This is a genomic window from Saccharothrix longispora (genome assembly GCF_031455225.1).
GTDB lineage: Bacteria > Actinomycetota > Actinomycetes > Mycobacteriales > Pseudonocardiaceae > Actinosynnema > Actinosynnema longispora.
Map to the genome: position 1 here is coordinate 52,405 of NZ_JAVDSG010000001.1, position 16,544 is coordinate 68,948.

At 74.3% G+C, this 16,544-nt stretch carries 12 protein-coding genes; 5 read left to right on the forward strand and 7 right to left on the reverse strand.

All coding sequences use genetic code 11. The features are described from left to right. Positions 1–4: 4 nt before the first annotated feature. Together J2S66_RS00225 and J2S66_RS00230 are read right to left on the reverse strand one after the other, a co-directional pair. A complete protein-coding gene (locus J2S66_RS00225) occupies positions 5–454 on the reverse strand; it encodes an ABA4-like family protein (protein ID WP_310302093.1) in 450 nt (149 codons plus the stop codon). Next, a complete protein-coding gene (locus tag J2S66_RS00230; RefSeq protein WP_310302096.1) occupies positions 451–1,368 on the reverse strand; it encodes a hypothetical protein in 918 nt (305 codons plus the stop codon). Before J2S66_RS00230 ends, J2S66_RS00225 begins: the two co-directional genes overlap by 4 nt. 91 nt (positions 1,369–1,459) lie before the next feature. On the opposite strand from J2S66_RS00230, the gene J2S66_RS00235 reads away from it, so the two are divergent. Further along, on the forward strand, positions 1,460–2,095 hold the full coding sequence (locus tag J2S66_RS00235) for a MerR family transcriptional regulator (RefSeq protein WP_310302098.1): 636 nt from the start codon (positions 1,460–1,462) through the stop codon (positions 2,093–2,095). Positions 2,096–2,226: 131 nt separating this feature from the next. Here J2S66_RS00235 and J2S66_RS00240 read toward each other — a convergent pair whose 3' ends face one another. Further along, positions 2,227–3,474 (reverse strand): HRDC domain-containing protein, encoded by a 1,248-nt coding sequence (locus tag J2S66_RS00240; protein WP_310302101.1) that lies wholly within the window; start codon positions 3,472–3,474, stop codon positions 2,227–2,229. Between the two features lie 68 nt (positions 3,475–3,542). Then, positions 3,543–4,259: a response regulator gene (locus J2S66_RS00245; protein WP_425566336.1), complete on the reverse strand. Its 717-nt coding sequence runs from the start codon at positions 4,257–4,259 to the stop codon at positions 3,543–3,545. A gap of 254 nt (positions 4,260–4,513) precedes the next feature. On the opposite strand from J2S66_RS00245, the gene J2S66_RS00250 reads away from it, so the two are divergent. Beyond that, positions 4,514–5,671, forward strand: a complete 1,158-nt coding sequence (locus tag J2S66_RS00250; protein ID WP_310302104.1) for a dipeptidase — start codon at positions 4,514–4,516, stop codon at positions 5,669–5,671. Between the two features lie 211 nt (positions 5,672–5,882). On the opposite strand, the gene J2S66_RS00255 is transcribed toward J2S66_RS00250, so the two are convergent. Further along, the gene (locus J2S66_RS00255) at positions 5,883–6,419 is read right to left on the reverse strand and encodes a DUF3000 domain-containing protein (protein ID WP_310302107.1); all 537 of its coding nucleotides are present in this window, start codon (positions 6,417–6,419) and stop codon (positions 5,883–5,885) included. Between the two features lie 99 nt (positions 6,420–6,518). On the opposite strand from J2S66_RS00255, the gene hemE reads away from it, so the two are divergent. The 3 genes from hemE to hemQ are packed head-to-tail and all read left to right on the forward strand — an operon-like array spanning position 6,519 to position 9,708. Then, positions 6,519–7,574: a uroporphyrinogen decarboxylase gene (gene hemE, locus J2S66_RS00260; protein ID WP_310302110.1), complete on the forward strand. Its 1,056-nt coding sequence runs from the start codon at positions 6,519–6,521 to the stop codon at positions 7,572–7,574. Beyond that, entirely contained in the window at positions 7,571–8,989 is a 1,419-nt protein-coding gene (hemG, locus tag J2S66_RS00265) for a protoporphyrinogen oxidase (protein WP_310302113.1), read from the forward strand. Before hemE ends, hemG begins: the two co-directional genes overlap by 4 nt. 26 nt (positions 8,990–9,015) lie before the next feature. After that, positions 9,016–9,708, forward strand: coding sequence for a hydrogen peroxide-dependent heme synthase (hemQ, locus tag J2S66_RS00270; RefSeq protein WP_310302115.1), 693 nt, complete (start codon positions 9,016–9,018; stop codon positions 9,706–9,708). A 93-nt stretch (positions 9,709–9,801) separates the two neighbouring features. Here hemQ and J2S66_RS00275 read toward each other — a convergent pair whose 3' ends face one another. Together J2S66_RS00275 and J2S66_RS00280 are read right to left on the reverse strand one after the other, a co-directional pair. Next, positions 9,802–13,053, reverse strand: coding sequence for a S8 family serine peptidase (locus J2S66_RS00275; protein ID WP_310302118.1), 3,252 nt, complete (start codon positions 13,051–13,053; stop codon positions 9,802–9,804). A gap of 255 nt (positions 13,054–13,308) precedes the next feature. After that, positions 13,309–16,503, reverse strand: coding sequence for a S8 family serine peptidase (locus J2S66_RS00280; protein WP_310302121.1), 3,195 nt, complete (start codon positions 16,501–16,503; stop codon positions 13,309–13,311). Positions 16,504–16,544 lie beyond the last annotated feature (41 nt).

Here is a 16,544-nt window from a genome sequence, read left to right on the forward strand (position 1 = left end):
CCTGTTACTGACCGGTAACCACAGTGGTGGCCCTGTCAGGTCCGTCACAGGCGTACCTGATCACCAGGAAGATCGCGAACCCGAAGGGCGAGAAGATGATCGTGAACACCAGCAGGGGACCCATGAGCAGGGGGTGCAGGTCCAGCCGGCGGCTCTCCCGGAACATCCACACCCCGATCAGCAGGTCCCACGCGAGCACCTGCGCCCAGATCGCCGCCGCGCCCCACGAGGAGCCGGCGAACTCGCGGAGCGTGCCCAGGTCCGGGTCGCTCATCGTCGCCCACAACTCGGGCAGGTGCCCGGCGACGAGGACGGTGTAGACCACGAGCGCCGGCACGACGATCAGCGGCGATGACGCGATCCGGTGGGTCCACGACCACTTCGGGGCGAACACCATCAGCGCCCAGAACGGCGCGACCAGCCAGAACGTGATCTCGAACAGGAACCCGGTCATGCCGGCACCGCCTCCCGCTCGGGCGTGCTCGGCGCGGGCGGGGCCGGTCGGCGGCGCAGCGCCCACGTCGTCGAGGCGCCCGTCCACGCCAGCACGGCCGCCGCGCCCGCCCACGTCGCGGCGTCCGGTCGCAGCAGCGGCTGGCCGCGCAGCGCCTGCCACGTGACCAGGGCCATCAACCCCGCGTAGCCGATCGCGGCACCCCAGACCAGTGCCGTGTTCGCGCGCCGGCGGAGCAGCAGCACCACCAGCGGCAGCACCTGGAGGGCGTGGATGCCCACGAAGTGCGGGACGCGCAGGTCCCCGCCCGTCGTGCTCCAGCCCGTGGCCGCCAGGTAGGGGCCGCCGTCCGGCACGCCGACGCTGTGCGCGCCCACGACGCCGGCCGCCGGGTCCTGGCCGGGAGCGGGCTGCGTCATGAGGAAGCCGACCGCGAGGCCGACCAGCGCGAGACCCAGGCCGAGGCGGATCGCCAGGCCCGCGGCGCGGTCCTCGAAGCGCGTGGACACCAGGGCGACCGCGATGATGGCGTGCATCGCCCACAGCGTCACGATCGTCGTGGCCATGACCGAGTACAGGGTGGCGTCCAGTGCCGTGGCCACGTTGAAGTGGCTGCGCCTGCCGCGCAGCACCTGCGTGATGATGATCGTCATCTCGACGCTGCCGGCGACGGCGATCGCGGTGCCCGCCCACCACGCGAGCCGCCGGAAGCGGGTGACGAAGGTGAGCATCCAGGCCAGCGTCACGCCGTAGACGACCAGGGAGACGCTGAACTTGAACGGCTTGAACCAGATGGGGGACCCCGCCAGAATGCGGTCGTCCACGAGCAGGCCGCCCGCGGAGAGCAGCGCCAAGGCGGTCATCAGCAGGGAGAACAGCATCAGGGGTGGGTGCCAGCGCAGCAGGCGGGTCACGGTCGGCTCCTCATATGGATAGTGGCACTTTCTACTATCGGATAGCTACAGTATCCATACCTGGGGCCGTCTCGGGAAGGGGTTTCGCAGCGTGCGCGTAGCCGAGTTGAGCAACCGCAGCGGTGTGCCGGTGCCGACGATCAAGTACTACCTGCGGGAAGGGCTGCTCCCGGCCGGTGAGCGGACCAGCCCGAACCAGGCCCGCTACTCGGAGGAGCACCTGCACCGGCTGCGGCTCGTGCGCGCGCTCGTGGAGGTGGGCGGGTTGTCGATCTCGGCCGCGCGCGACGTGCTCGGGGCGCTCGACGACCCCGACAAGTCGCTCTACAAGGCCATGGGCACGGTCGAGAAGGCCGTCGTGGCGCTGGACGGCGAACCGTCGTCGGACGAGGTGGCGCACGAGTGGGTGCGCGAGTTCGTGACGCGGCACGGGTGGGAGCTGGAGGAGGACTCGGGCGTCTACGCGACGCTGGTCAACGTGCTCACCACGGCCCGCCAGGTCGGTCAGGACACGTTCGTCGACGTGCTGGACGACTACGCGCGGGCGTGCGTCGACATCTCCGAGCGCGACCTGGACTGGGTCATGACGGCGCCGTCGCAGGACGCGGCCCTGGAGATGGTCGCCGTGGGCACGGTGCTGGGCGACGCGGCCCTGGCGGCCGTGCGCAGGTTGGCCCGCCGCCACGCGGCCCAACGCCGTACCGCCCCCCGACCGCCCTGTCCCTGAACGTGGGTCTCAAGGGCCCCGAACGCACGACACGCCCGGCGCGAACGCACGACACGCGCGTGTCGTAAGTCCGGCCCGCGCGTGTCGTGCGTTCGGGACCCGCGTGTCGTGCGTTCGTGAACCCGGTGCGGTCAGGCGGGCGGTGGCGTGGCCAGTGCTTCGGCCAGGGCCGTCGCGGTGAGGTCCACCTGCCAGGAGCGCGCGCCGCCCTCCCGGAGGGTGGAGGCCACGCCGGCGGGGGAGAGGTCGGCCGGCGGCTGCCAGCAGGTGCGGCGCACCAGGTCCGGCAGCAGCAGGTTCTCCACCGGCAGGGTGTTGGCCTCGGCGATGGCGTTGAGCGCGGTGCGCGCGGCGGCGAGCCGGGCGGCGGCGGCCGGGTCCTTGTCGGACCAGCGGTTGGCCGGCGGCGGGCCGTCGTGCTGCTGCGAGGGCTCGGGCAGTTCGGCGCGCGGCAGGGCGGCGGCCTTCTGCAGGGCGCCGAGCCAGACCGACACCAGGCGCCGCTGCGCCCGACCCCGGAACACGGGGAGCGCCAGCAGCGCGGCCTCGTCGGCCGGACCGCGCACGGACGCCTCGACCAGGGCGCTGTCCGGCAGCACCCGGCCCGGCGCGATGTCGCGCTCCCGGGCCAGCGCGTCACGCGCCTCCCACAGCGCCCGCACGGCGGCCAGCTGCCGCGGGTTGCGGATGCGGTGGATGCCCGACGTGCGGCGCCACGGCTCCGCACGCGGACGCGGCAGGGGCGCCGTGCGGGCTGCCTCGAACTCCTCGAGGGCCCACTCCAGCTTCCCCTGCCGCTTCAGTTCCTGTTCGAGCACATCGCGCAGCTCGACCAGCAGTTCCACGTCGAGAGCGGCGTAGTTGAGCCAGTCGGCGGGAAGGGGCCGGCGCGACCAGTCGGCCGCACCGTGCCCCTTCTCCAGCCTGTAGCCCAACAACCGCTCGACGAGCGTGCCCAGCGCCACTCGCTCGAAACCGGCCAGCCTGCCCGCCAGCTCGGTGTCGAACAACGTGCTCGGGCGCAGCCCGAGTTCGGCGAGGCACGGCAGGTCTTGCGACGCTGCGTGCAACACCCACTCGGTCCCGTCCAGCGCCTCGACCAGCGGATCGAGCCGACCGCCCAGGGCGATCGGGTCGACCAGCACGGTCCCGGCGCCTGCCCGGCGCAGTTGCACCAGGTAGGCACGTTGCGAGTAGCGGTAGCCCGAGGCGCGCTCGGTGTCCACCGCGACCGGACCCGCCGCCCCGGCGAGCGCATCAGCGGCACGCCGGAGCGACGGAGCGTCGGCGACGACGGGTGGAACCCCGTCAGCGGGTTCCACCAGCGGCACCGGATCAGCTCCGGTTGGTTCGGTTGGCTCGTCGGAGGGTACGTCCACGGCGGATGACCCTACGACGAACGCACCACTCGCGGGTGTGTTCGGCCGGTTCAGTGTGGCGACCCGCCTCAGCGGATCACGCCGGCACGCATGGCCAGCGCGACCATCTGAGCCCGATCCCCGGTGCCCAGCTTGCGCCCGATCCGCGACAGGTGGGACTTCACCGTCAACGCGGAAAGGCTGAGCGCTTCGCCGATCTCCTTGTTGCTCTGGCCATCGGCGACCAGCTGGAGGACCTCGACCTCACGCGCGGAGAGTTCCCGCGGCGTGTTGTCGGTGCCCGGCACCCTCGTGCCCGCGGCGAGCACGGGCGCGACGCTCGGATCTGCGTAGACGCCGCCGTCGAGGACCCTGCGCACCCCGTCGGTGACCACCATCGGAGAGGCGGACTTCAGGAGGTACGCCTGGGCGCCCGCCTGGAAGGCCGACCTGACCGCGTAGGGGTCGTCGGAGGACGCGAGGACCACGATGCGGGGCCAGCCCTGGGCACGGAGTTCCGTGACCAGGTCGATGCCGGTGCCATCCGGCAGGCCCAGATCGAGGATCGCGAGATCGCACGGTCCGGTTGCGAGAGCCCGCGCCCGAGCTTCCGCGACCGAAGCCGCCTCATGCACTGTCCCGGCTCCCATCTGGGTGAGCCGAGCCGATATCGCCTCCCTCAGCAGTGGGTGGTCGTCGACCACCAGCACTGAAAAAAGCTCCTCCCGCGGGTGCGGGACCATGTTCGCCGGCAACGAGCCGGTTGGCGTGGTACGAACGGCCTGACCTAAGCCGACGGCAGCCACGTCACTACCTCCCTGGAGTCGGTCGTGCCCCCCGACCGGCACCGGGACTTTCGTCCAATCAGCCGCGCCACTGATCGACCGAAAGTGGTGTCGTCTGGGGCAGCGTAGCCGCCCAAGCGGGTCTACGGGACGATCAATCGGGTATCTATCGCGAACGAGTTGTCACTGATGGCCCCCGTTGTCACACGATCGGTGGACAACTGCGAAGGTCGTGTAACGCGAACCGTTCTCATGACGACATCTAGGAGTTGCCCGTGTCGAGGACCACGAGTCGGGGCAGGGCCGAGGAACTGCTGGCCCGCGTGCCACTGGTCGACGGCCACAACGACCTGCCGTGGGCCCTGCGCGACCTGGTCGACGGAGGGCAATTCGGTGAAAAGTCAACGGCGGGTCATCCCGCGGCGAGCGCATCCGTCGTCGACCTGACGACGCGCCAGCCCGCGCTCCAGACCGACCTGGTGCGCGCCCGCGAGGGCCGACTGGGCATGCAGTTCTGGTCCGTGTGGATCCCCTGCAAGCTGGCGGGTGACGCAGCGGTGACCGCCGTCCTGGAGCAGGTGGAGCTGGTCCACGACCTCGCCGCCCGCTACCCGGAGCACCTGAGGATCGCCCGGACGGCCGACGAGGCCGAACGGGCGTTCGAGGACGGGCGGATAGCCTCGCTGATCGGCGCGGAGGGCGGGCACTCCATCAACGGGTCGCTGGGCGTGCTGCGCGCCTTGCGGCGGCTCGGCGTGCGCTACATGACCCTCACGCACAACGAGAACACCCCGTGGGCCGACTCGGCCACCGACGAGGCCGTGCACGGCGGGTTGACCGGGTTCGGGCGCGAGGTCGTGCGGGAGATGAACCGCATCGGCATGCTGGTCGACCTGTCGCACGTCGCCGCCACCACCATGCGCGACGCGCTCGACGTCAGCGCCAAGCCGGTCGTGTTCAGCCACTCGTCGTGCCGCGCGGTGGCCGACCACCCGCGCAACGTGCCGGACGACGTGCTCGAACGCCTCGCCGGCAACGGCGGCGTGTGCATGGTGACGTTCGTGCCGCACTTCGTGTCGCAGCCCTACGTGGAGTGGGACGCGCGGCTCAAGGAGGCCATGACGGCCGCCGGCGAGAACCACAACGACCTCGACGCCCGCCACCGCTTCGCCGACACCTGGCCCGAGCCGACGCCGCGCGTGACCATGGACGACGTCCTGGCGCACCTGGACCACGCCCGCGAGGTCGCCGGCATCGACCACATCGGCCTGGGCGGCGACTACGACGGCACGCGGCAGCTCCCCGAGGGGATGGAGGACGTCGCCTGCTACCCCGACCTCTTCGCCGCCCTCCTCGACCGCGGGTGGAGCGAGGACGACTGCGCCAAGCTCGCCGGCCGCAACGCCCTGCGCGTCCTGCGCGACAACGACTGACCGGAGAGTCCAACCCCCGGGCTCCGAGAGTCCAACCTCCAGGTGTCGAGAGTCCGACGCCCAGGGCCTCTATGTTCTTTACTCGCGAGTGAAGAACACACGGGTCCTGAGCGTTGGACTCTCGGGTCCTGAACGTACGACTCTCGGGTCCTGAACGTACGACTCGCGGGGGCTGGACGTACGACTCGCGGGGCTGGGGTGGGCTCCCGGATCAGCGGAGGGTGGTCACGCCTACCGGGGGGAGGCCCACGGCGGTGGCCATCAGGTCGTAGAACGCGGTGCCGTGGGCGCTCAGGTCGGCGTCGCGTGCCGTCCAGGAGGCGCGCAGCTCCAGGTCGTCGGTGCGGGCCGGGCCGGCGATGTCGCCGAAGCGGGCCGACGACGTCTGGGTCACGGTGCCACCCAGCGCCAGGTAGGGGGCCCCGGCGACGTCCAGGGCCTCGACCAGCCACGACCAGCCGACCTCGGGCAGCAGGGGGTCGGCCGCCAGTTCCGCGTCCACCTCGACGCGCACGTAGGCGACCAGCCGGAACACGCCGGACCAGGCGTCGACGCCGTCCGGGTCGTGCAGCAGCACCAGGCGGCCGGTGGACAGCTCGTCCGCGGGCCCGGTCACCTCCGCGGTCAACGCGAAGGCCCAAGGCGCGAGCCGCTGCGGCGGCCGGACCTCGGTCAACTCCAGCTCCGGCCGGGTCCGCACCGAACGCAGCGTCGCCACCGCCCGCTGGAAGAGTTCGGGCTCCGTCACACCTCGGACCTTAGGCCCCCGAACGCCCCGGGGCGCGTGCGGCACGCCGGGCCCGACGACGCCGGACCTGACGACGCCGGCCGACCACCACGTGGGACGATGGGGGGCGAGATGAACGACATCACCGAAGCCCCGTTGCTCGTCGCCGCGCGCGGCGGCCGGCCGTCCCGCACCCCGGTCTGGTTCATGCGGCAGGCGGGTCGCTCGCTGCCCGAGTACCGCAAGCTGCGCGAAGGCACCGCGATGCTGGACGCGTGCCTGGACCCGGAGATGGTCTGCGAGATCACGCTCCAGCCGGTCCGCCGCCACGACGTGGACGGCGCGATCCTCTTCTCCGACATCGTCGTGCCGCTCAAGGCCGCGGGCATCGACCTGGACATCGTGCCCGGCACGGGGCCGGTCGTCGCGAAGCCGGTGCGGACCAGGCAGGACGTCGACGCGCTGCCCCGGCTGCACGAGGAGCAGGTGCGGCCGGTCGCCGAGGCCGTCGGGCTGCTCAACGACAACCTGGGCGGCGTCCCGCTGATCGGGTTCGCGGGCGCGCCGTTCACGCTCGCCTCCTACCTGGTCGAGGGCGGCCCCAGCAAGAACCACGAGCGCACGAAGGCGCTCATGCACGGCGACCCCGAGCTGTGGCACGCCCTGCTCGGCCACCTCGCGGACATCACCGCCGAGTTCCTGCGCGTGCAGGTCACGGCCGGCGTGAAGGCGGTGCAGCTGTTCGACTCGTGGGCGGGCGCGCTGTCCGAGCGCGACTACCGCGAGTTCGTGCTGCCGCACTCCGCGCGGGTCCTCGGCAGCGTCACGTCGGTGCCGCGCATCCACTTCGGCGTCGGCACCTCCGAGTTGCTGCCCGCGATGCGCGAGGCGGGCGCGGACGTGGTGGGCGTCGACTGGCGCACCCCGCTGGACGTGGCCGTCGAGCGCCTCGAACGGGCCGCGCCGCACCTGCCCAAGCCGGTCGTGCAGGGCAACCTGGACCCGGCGCTGCTGTTCGCGGGCCTGCCCGCGCTGGAGCGCGAGGTCGAGCGCATCAAGCGGGAGGGCCGGGCCGCCGCCGGGCACATCTTCAACCTCGGCCACGGCGTGCTGCCCGACACCGACCCGGACGTCATCACCCGGGCCGTCGAGATGGTGCACGGGTCCGCGCGGTGAGGCCGTCGCGGGTCGCGGTGGTCGGCGGTGGGATCTCCGGCCTGGCCGCCGCGCACCGGTTGCGGCACCTGCTCGGCCCGGACGCGGAGATCACCGTCGTCGAGCAGGCCGACCGGCTGGGCGGCAAGCTGCGCACCGCCGAGGTCGGCGGTCGCGCCTACGACGTGGGCGCGGAGGCGTTCCTGCACCGCAGGCCCGAGGCGGCCGAGCTGGTCGCCGAGCTGGGCCTGGCCGACCGGCTCGTGCACCCCACGGGCGCGCCCTCGACCATCCACGCCGCCGGCCGCACCCGCCCGATCCCCGCGCACACCCTGATGGGTGTCCCCGCGTCGGTGGAGGCGGTGCGCCAGGTGCTGTCCGACGAGGGCGTGCGCCGGGTCGCCGCCGAACCGGAGCTTCCGCCGATCCGCCTCGACGGCGCGGACGTCGCGGTCGGCGCGCTGCTGGCCGAGCGGTTCGGCCCCGAGGTGGGGGACCGCCTGGTGGGGCCGCTGCTGGGCGGCGTGTACGCGGGCCGCACCGAGTCCCTCGGGCTGCGCGCGACCATGCCGCAGCTGGCCACCGCGCTCGACTCGGGCGTGGGCTCGCTGGTGGCCGCCGCCGCGACGACGATGCCCGCCCCGCCCCAGCCGAGGGCCGCCCGACCGCCGGTCTTCGGCACGCTCAGCGACGGCCTGGCGAGCCTGGTGCACCGGCTGGCCGAGGTGGCGGGCGTCCGCACGAGGCTCGGCCTGCCGGTCCGCGCGCTGCTGCGCCGTGAGCACGGCTGGCGCCTGGAGATCGGCACGCCCGCCGCGCCCGAGGCCCTCGACGTGGACGGCGTGGTGCTCGCCGTGCCCGCCCCGTCGGCCCGCAAGCTGCTCGCCGACGTCGCGCCCGCCGCGTCGCGCCGCTACGCCGAGGTGGAACTGGCGTCCATGGCCGTGGTGGCGCTGGCGCTGCCGCCCGGCACGGCGCTGCCCGAGCGGTCCGGCGTGCTGCTGGCCGAGGGCGAGCGCGGCCCGGACGGCGTGCCGTACACGGCGAAGGCGTTCACGTTCTCCAGCCGCAAGTGGGCGCACCTGGCCGGCGAGCCGGTGCTGGTGCGCGGCAGCGTCGGCAGGCACGGCGAGGAGCACCTGCTCCAGCGCGACGACGAGGACCTGGTCGCCGCGGTCCGGCGCGACCTGGCCCTGCTGGCCGGCGTCACGGCCGTGCCCGTCGACGCCGTCGTCACCCGGTGGGGCGGTGGTCTGCCGCAGTACGGCGTGGGCCACCTCGACCTGGTCCGGGCCGTCGAGGACGCGGTGGCGGAGGTGCCCGGCCTGGCCGTGGCGGGCGCGACGCTGCACGGCGTGGGCATCCCGGCGTGCGTCGCGACCGCCGACGCGGCCGCGGCCCGTGTCGCCGCTCACGTGCTCGGCCGGGTCCGCTGACCACCCGCAGTGAGAGGATTGACGGCATGTCCCGCTTGAACTACACCGAGCTCAACGACACCATCCGCTACACCATGTGGTCGGTCTTCCGGGTGGAGCCCGGCCGCCTGCCCGACGACCGCGGCCCGGCCGCGGCGGAGGCCCAGGAGTACCTGGACGGCCTGGAGGCCAAGGGCGTCGTGGTGCGCGGGGTGTACGACGTGGCCGGTCTGCGCGCGGACGCCGACTACCTGATCTGGTGGCACGCCGAGGAGGTCGAGCAGGTCCAGCAGGCGTACACCGGGTTCCGCCGCACCGCGGTGGGCCGCGCCTCGACCCCGGTGTGGAGCCAGGTGGCGCTGCACCGGCCCGCCGAGTTCAACCGCAGCCACATCCCGGCGTTCCTGGCCGGCGAGGACCCCCGCAAGTACGTCTGCGTGTACCCGTTCGTGCGGTCCTACGAGTGGTACCTGCTGCCCGACGAGGACCGGCGCCGCATGCTCGCCGACCACGGCAAGGAGGCCCGGGACTACCCGGACGTGCGCGCGAACACGGTCGCGTCGTTCGCGCTGGGCGACTACGAGTGGATCCTCGCCTTCGAGGCGGACGAGCTGCACCGCATCGTGGACCTGATGCGGCACCTGCGCGGCACCGAGGCGCGCCGCCACGTGCGCGAGGAGGTGCCGTTCTACACCGGCACCCGCGTGCCGGCGGCGGAGCTGGTCGCGAACCTGCCCTGAGGGAGCCTGCCCTGAGGGAGCCTGCCCTGAGGGAGCCTGCCCTGACGGAAGGGCGGTGGGAGGGGCTCCGGCGCGGACGCCCCTCCCACCGGCTCAGCCGGTGATCCGGTAGGCCCGGAGCACGGAGTGCTCGAACGTGTTGCCCCTGCTGTCGGAGCCCCGGGCGCGCAGCGCCGCGAACCCGGCCCCGGCGGGGTTGCGCACGAGCGCGGAGTTCCCGACCACGGGCACCGCCGACCACGACTCCCCGTCGTCGAACGACACCTCGACCCGGACGCCGCGCACGCGGCCGGCGTCGGCCCCGTGCTGCTGCTCGACGGTCAGCGGCACGCGCAGCACCCGCCCGGCGGGCGTGCCGCCGGTCGCGTCCAGCTCCGGCGTGAACCGCACCACCGACAGCGGCAGGGGCTTCGCCCGCTCACCGGTCACGGTGTCCGAGCGGAACGTCCACCGGCCGCTGACCCGCGTGCCGAACTCGGAGACGCCCGGCGCGCGGGTGAGGTCGGCCTCGATCCGGTAGCCGGCCGGGCCGGCGGGCACGGTGAACACGCCGTTGGGGCGGGCCGTCGAACCGACCTCCACGCCGTCGCGGTACAGCGCGGTGCGCGCGGTGGCGTAGGCGGAGCCGCCGAGGTGGTTCGCGGAGTCGTTCAGCAGCGGGACGCCGACCTGGACCTCGTCGCCGAGGCGTCCCGCGTAGGTGTAGCGCTCCCCGGGCAGGCCGGGCCCGAACACCGGGGACAGGAACCGCTCCCGGTAGGTGCGGCCCGCGCGGTACGGGCGGTCGCCCGCCGCCTCGTAGTCGGCCTCGACCGTGAAGTCCCCCGAGACCTGGAGGACCGCCCACGTCCAGGTGAAGTCCTCGACGGTGACGAGGTCGACCACCTCGCCGCCGGGGGGCACCGGGAACAGGGTGGCCCAGCCGCCGCCGCTGTCCGGGTTCACCGCCACGCCGCCGTGCAGCACCCGCCTGCCCTCGGGCACGGGCCCGAACGCGGTGCGCACCTCGGCGAGGTCGCGCTCGGCGGGCGCCCGGACGAACCCGGTGGGCACCTCGCCGCGCTCGATCCAGGCGAACCGGTAGTTCACCGGGGTGTCGCCGACCGGAACGCCCTCGTACTGGGCGCCGACCGACACGGCCAGTTCGTCGTCGGGCAGCGCGGGACCGGTGTGGGCGAGGGTCAGCGATTCCGGGAACCCGCCGATGAACGCCGAGCCGACGCCGGCCGTGCGGTCCCCGCGGGTGCGGGTGACGCCGATGTCCGCGATGGACGGTGTGGCGCCGGGGTCCGGCGCGGTGACCTCCACCGGTTTCGCGGCGCGCGCGTCGAACACCACGGTCTCGGCCTTGGTGACGGACAGGCTCGGCCGCGGCAGCAGCGCGTACGCCGGGTTCTCCTGGTCCCCGCTGATCACGGTGACCTGCGCGGTGTACTCGCCCTTGGGCAGGCGGGTGGTGACGGTGCCGCTGTCGCCGTCGAGGAACGTGAACACGGCGTTGTCCAGGCCGATGATCACGCCGGAGTGCGCGAAGGGCTTCCCGCCGGTCGCGTCGACGAACCGCGTGGTGATGTCGTAGCTCTCCGGCTCGCGGTCGACGCCGATCGGTGCCCGCAGCGCGTCGCCGACGACGACGGCGCCCGAGTACGCGCCGTCGAGCGTGCCGGCGCGGGTGTCGGCGGTGACGGTGACGGTGGCCCGACCGCCCGCCGGGATGGTGGCGGTGGCGGGTTCGGCGGTGAACAGGCCGGCCGGCGCGGGCTTCCCGTCGGGGCCGGTCGCCTCGACGGTCACCGGTGCGGTGACCGCCAGCGGGCCCGTGTTGTGCAGGGTCAGCTGCTTCGTCACGGGGGTGTCGTCGTCGTGCGGCCACGGCTGGGAGCCGAACGACAGCGACGGCGGGTCGGCGACGACGGCGGCGGTGATCGCCCTGGCCAGGTCCACGCGGCCCGCGCCCTGGTCGAACGCGGTCAGCTCCGGGTTGGCCTCGGCCGACGCCATGAGGGCGGCCTTGATCCGCGCGCCGGTCCAGTCGGGGTGCTGCTGGGCGAGCAGCGCGGCGGCGCCCGCGACGTGCGGGGTGGCCATGGACGTGCCGGACAGGGCGACGTGACCGTCGCCGACCGGGGTGCCGATGACGCCCCGGGCGGCCTTGGCGGCGACGACGTCCACGCCCGGCGCGGTGATGTCGGGCTTGACACCACCGTCGCCGACGCGCGGGCCCCGACTGGAGAAGGACGCGATGTCGTCGTCGCGCTCGACCGCGCCGACGGTCAGCGCCGCCTCGGCGCTGCCGGGGGAGCCGACGGAGCCGGGCCGGCCGGAGTTGCCCGCGGCGATGACGAACAGCGCGCCGCTGCTCGCGGACAGCGCGCCGACGGCCTCCTCCAGCGGGTCGACCTCGGGGCCGTCGGTGCCGCCGAGGCTGAGGTTGACCACGTCGGCGCCCTCCTCGACGGCCCACTGCATGCCGTCGAGGATCCAGGACTCGGCGCAGCCGCCCTGCGAGCACACCTTGCCGTCGAGGATCTGCGCGTCCGGCGCGACGCCCCGGTACCGGGGGCCCGAGCCTGCGACGGTCGCGGCGACGTGCGTGCCGTGGCCGTCGAGGTCGGTGGCGTCGGGGTCGCCGGTGAAGTTCCGCTCGGCGACCTCGCTGCCGGCCAGGTCGGGGTGGTCGCCGTCGACGCCGCCGTCGAGCACGGCGACCTTGACGCCCGCGCCGGTGTACCCGGCCTCCCAGGCGGCGGGCGCGCCGATCTGCGCGGTGGAGCGGTCCAGGTCCTGCTTCCGGACGCCGTCGAGCCAGACCTTCCGCACGGCCGGGTCGTCGACGAGGGCCCGGTACGCGGTGGCGGCCTCGGCCTTGACTGCCTGGGCCGCGACCGCGCCCGCGGCGGGCAGGTCGCGGGTCACGTGGACGCCGGCGGCGGCGCGGGGCCGCGCGTCGCCGGCGCGGGTGACGACGAGGGGCAGGGTGTCGCGCCGGGCGTCGTCGTAGCCCGCGTCGCGCAGGCCGGTGACGTCGAACAGGCGCGGGTCGAGCCGGCCCCCGGCGAGTGCGCCGAGGGCGTCGTTCGGCACGACGTGCAGGTGCCCGTCGCGCTCGAAGGTGGTGAACGCGGTGTTCGCCCGGCCGGGGCCGGCCTGGACGGAGCGCGCGCCGTCGCCGGTCACGACGACCCGGTCGCCGGTGATGAGCGTGACGGAGAAGCCGGTGCCCCTGGTGCCGGGCGACGACCGCTCCGGTGCCGCGCCGGCCACCCCCGTGGCCGGGCCCGCGGTGAGGCCGACCGCCAGGACGGCGGCTCCCCACGCGGCACCCCGTGTGCGTGTCCTCAACACAGATACCTCCCGAATCTGGTTGTGCGCGCTGTGGAACGCGCAGCCGGAAGGCACCGCTGACCCGCGGTCGTGATGTGAACCGATGTGACGAAGCCCCCCGACTCGTTTCCGACGCTATCCACACGTAAGAGGGAGGTCTGCCTCCCTTCAGGGGGGATTAGCTCGCCCATGAGAGTTATGGGCAGTCACTTTCTGTTTGTCATTGGTGCGGAAAGGCACCCGCCCGATGGCGGGTGCCTCCCCGGTCGAGATGCGCTAGGCGATCTTGTAAGCGCGGATCAGCGTGTGCTCGAACCCGTTGCCCGCCCGGTCCGCGCCGCTGACGCGCAACGAGGCGAACCCGGCCGCGCCGGGGTTGCGCACGAGCGCCGTGCGGCCCGCGACGGGCACCTTCGACCACGACTTCCCGTCGTCGAACGACACCTCGACGGTGAGCCGGTCGACCCGCGCCGCGGCCTGCTGCTCCACCACGAGCGGCACCCGCAGCAACCGGCCGCGCGGCGCGGAGCCCGTGGCGTCGTCGAGGTCGGGCGCGAACCGCACCACGGTCAGCGGCAGCGTCCGGCTTTCCGCGCCCGGCACCGTGTCGGAGCGGAACGTCCACGACGAGCGCACCGCGGTGGTGAACTCCGAGACGCCCGGCGCGCGCTCGACCTCGGTGTCGATCCGGAACCTCGCCGGACCCGGCGGCACGGCGAACGTCCCACCGCCGGGGTACGGCTCCTCGCCGACGAGCACCCCGTTCCGGTGCAGGGTGGTGCGGGCGGAAGCGGGCGCCGCGCCGCCCGTGTGGCCCTCGCCGTCGCCGAACACCGGCACGGAGAAGTCGATCACGTCGCCGGCCCGGGACAGGTACGGCCTGTCCGAGGCGGGCAGGGTGGGCCCGAACACGGCGTGGTTGAACCGCTCCCGGTGCACTCGACCCGCGCGCAGCGCCAGCGGCTCCGAGTACTGCGCGGCCACGCCCGCGCCGTCGCGGACCTGGTAGGGCGAGAACACCCAGCGCAGCCCGTCACCGGTGGTGGCGTAGTCGATCGACCGGGTGTCGACGTCGGCGTCCCAGATGAGGCCGCTGATGCCCTGCGGCAGCACCGGGAACGCCCCGTAGAGGAGGTCCGAGCCCTCGGCCACGGGGCCGAGCGCGGTGCGCACCTCGGCGAGGTCCCGCTTGGCGGGGGACCGGACGAGGCCGGTGGGCGCCTTGCCGCGGTGGAGCCACGCGAACCGGTAGCCCACCGGTGTGCCGTCCACCGGCGTGCCGCTCGCCTGCTCGCCGGTGAGGACGCCCAGCTCGTCGGCGGGCAGCTCCGGGCCGAGGTGCGCGATGGACGTGCCGTCGCCGTACCCGCCGGGGAACGCGGTGCCGATGCCGTGGAGCAGGCCCCGGTGCTCGCGGACGACGAGCAGGTCGGCCACCCGCGGCGTCGCCCCGGCGTCCGGGTAGCCCACGCGGATCGGCCGCGCGGCGCGGGCGTCCGCGGTGACGGTGGTGTCGCCGGTGACGGTCAGGCTGGGGCGCGGCAGCAGCGCCCGCCTCGTGCCGGTCGCCACCTCGTTGATCACCAGGTACTCGCCCTTGGGCAGCCGCGCGGTCGTCCCGCCCGGTTCGCCGGTGAGCACCGAGACGGTGTCGGAGTCCAGGCCGATGACGAACGCGAGGTAGTCGGCGGCGGGCGCGCCGTCGGCGTCGACGAAGTCGAACCTCACGTCGTAGCTCTCCACCTCGCGGTCCACGCCGAGCGGCACGCGCAGCTCCGCGCCGTCGCCGCTCGCGACGAGCGCGCCGCTGTACGCGCCATCGGCCCCGGCGACCCGCGCGTCGGCGGTGACGGTCGCGGTGGCCGCGCCGCCCGCGGGGATCGTGACGGTGGCGGGGGTGACCGTGAACAGGCCGGCCGGGGCCGACCCGTCGGCGTCGGCGGTCAGCGCGAGCGTGACCGGCGCGGCGCCCGGGTTGCGCAGCGACACCTCGCGGGTGACGGGGGTGTCGTCGTCGTGCGGCCACGGCTGCGAGCCGAACGACAGCGACGGCGGGTCGGCGGTGATCGCGGTGGTGATCGCCTTCGCGAGGTCGACGCGGCCCGCGCCCTGGTCGAACGCGGTCAGCTCGGCGTTGTGCCGCGCGGTCGCCATGAGGGCGGCCTTGATCCGCGCGCCGGTCCAGTCGGGGTGCTGCTGGGCGAGCAGCGCGGCGGCGCCCGCGACGTGCGGGGTGGCCATGGACGTGCCGGACATGGCGACGTGGTCGCCGCCGCTGTCCGCCTCGGCGGCCACGATGCCCACGCCGGGCGCGGTGACGTCCGGCTTGGGCGCGCCGTCGCCGACGCGCGGGCCCCGGCTGGAGAACGGCGCGATGCTGTCGTCGCGGTCCACCGCGCCCACGGTGAGCGCGGACTCGGCGCTGCCCGGCGAACCGATCGTGCCGGGCCGCCCGGAGTTGCCGGCGGCGATGACGAACAGCGCGCCGCTGCTCGCGGACAGCGCCTCCACGGCCTGCTCCAGCGGGTCCAGGCCGGGGCTGTCGGTGCCGCCGAGGCTCACGTTGAGGACGTCCGCGCCCTGCTCGACCGCCCACGTCATGCCGTCGACGATCCAGGACTCCTGGCAGGCCGCCACCGAGCACACCTTGGCGTCGATGATCTGCGCGTCCGGCGCGACGCCCCGGTGGGGCGCGCGGGTGCTCGCGACGGTCGAGGCGACGTGCGTGCCGTGGCCCACCAGGTCGGTGGCGTCCGGGTCGCCGGTGAAGTTGCGCTCGGCGACCTGCCTGCCCACCAGGTCCGGGTGGTCCTGGTCGACGCCGCTGTCCACCACGGCGACCTTCACGCCGGTGCCGGTGTACCCGGCGGCCCACGCGGTGGGCGCGCCGATCTGCGCGGTGGAGCGGTCCAGCGTCGGCTCGCGCTTGCCGTCCAGCCACACCTTGGTGACGCCGGGGTCGGCGAGCAGCGCGGGCAGGGCGGTCGCCGACTTGGGCGCCTCGGCGGCCACCGCGCCCAGCGCGGCCAGCGAGCGGGTGACCCGCGCGCCGGACGCGGAGGTCCCGGTGACGATCAGCGGCACGGTGTCGCGCCGCGCGTCGTCGTAGCCGGCCTCCACCAGACCGGTGACGTCGAACAGGCGCAGGTCGAGCCGGTCCTCGGCGAGCGGCCGGGCGGCGTCGCGCGGCACCACGTGCAGGCGCCCGTCGCGGTGGAACCGGTGGAACACGAGGTCTTCCCGGCCGGGGCCGGGGGTCACCGACACGAGCCGGTCGCCGGCCACGACGACCCGGTCGCCGGTGACGAGGGTGACGGTGCGCGGCAGGTCGCCGCCCCGCGCCCCGGTGGTGTGCGGTGGAGCGGTGGGTAACGCGGCGGCGGGTGCCGGAGCGGCGGTGGCGGACGTGCCGCCGGCCACGAGGCCCGCGACGGCCAGCGCGACCCCCCAGCGCGTGCGTGATCGGGACATCAACACAGATACCTCCCTGATCTGGTTGCGTGCTCCCGACG

What these genes read in the sequence shown, in the direction of transcription:
- J2S66_RS00225 (WP_310302093.1), bottom strand. Translation starts at nt 454, where the DNA reads ATGACCGGGTTCCTGTTCGAGATCACGTTCTGGCTGGTCGCGCCGTTC.
- hemE (WP_310302110.1), top strand. Translation starts at nt 6,519, where the DNA reads ATGGGGGGCGAGATGAACGACATCACCGAAGCCCCGTTGCTCGTCGCC.
- hemQ (WP_310302115.1), top strand. Translation starts at nt 9,016, where the DNA reads ATGTCCCGCTTGAACTACACCGAGCTCAACGACACCATCCGCTACACC.
- J2S66_RS00280 (WP_310302121.1), bottom strand. Translation starts at nt 16,503, where the DNA reads ATGTCCCGATCACGCACGCGCTGGGGGGTCGCGCTGGCCGTCGCGGGC.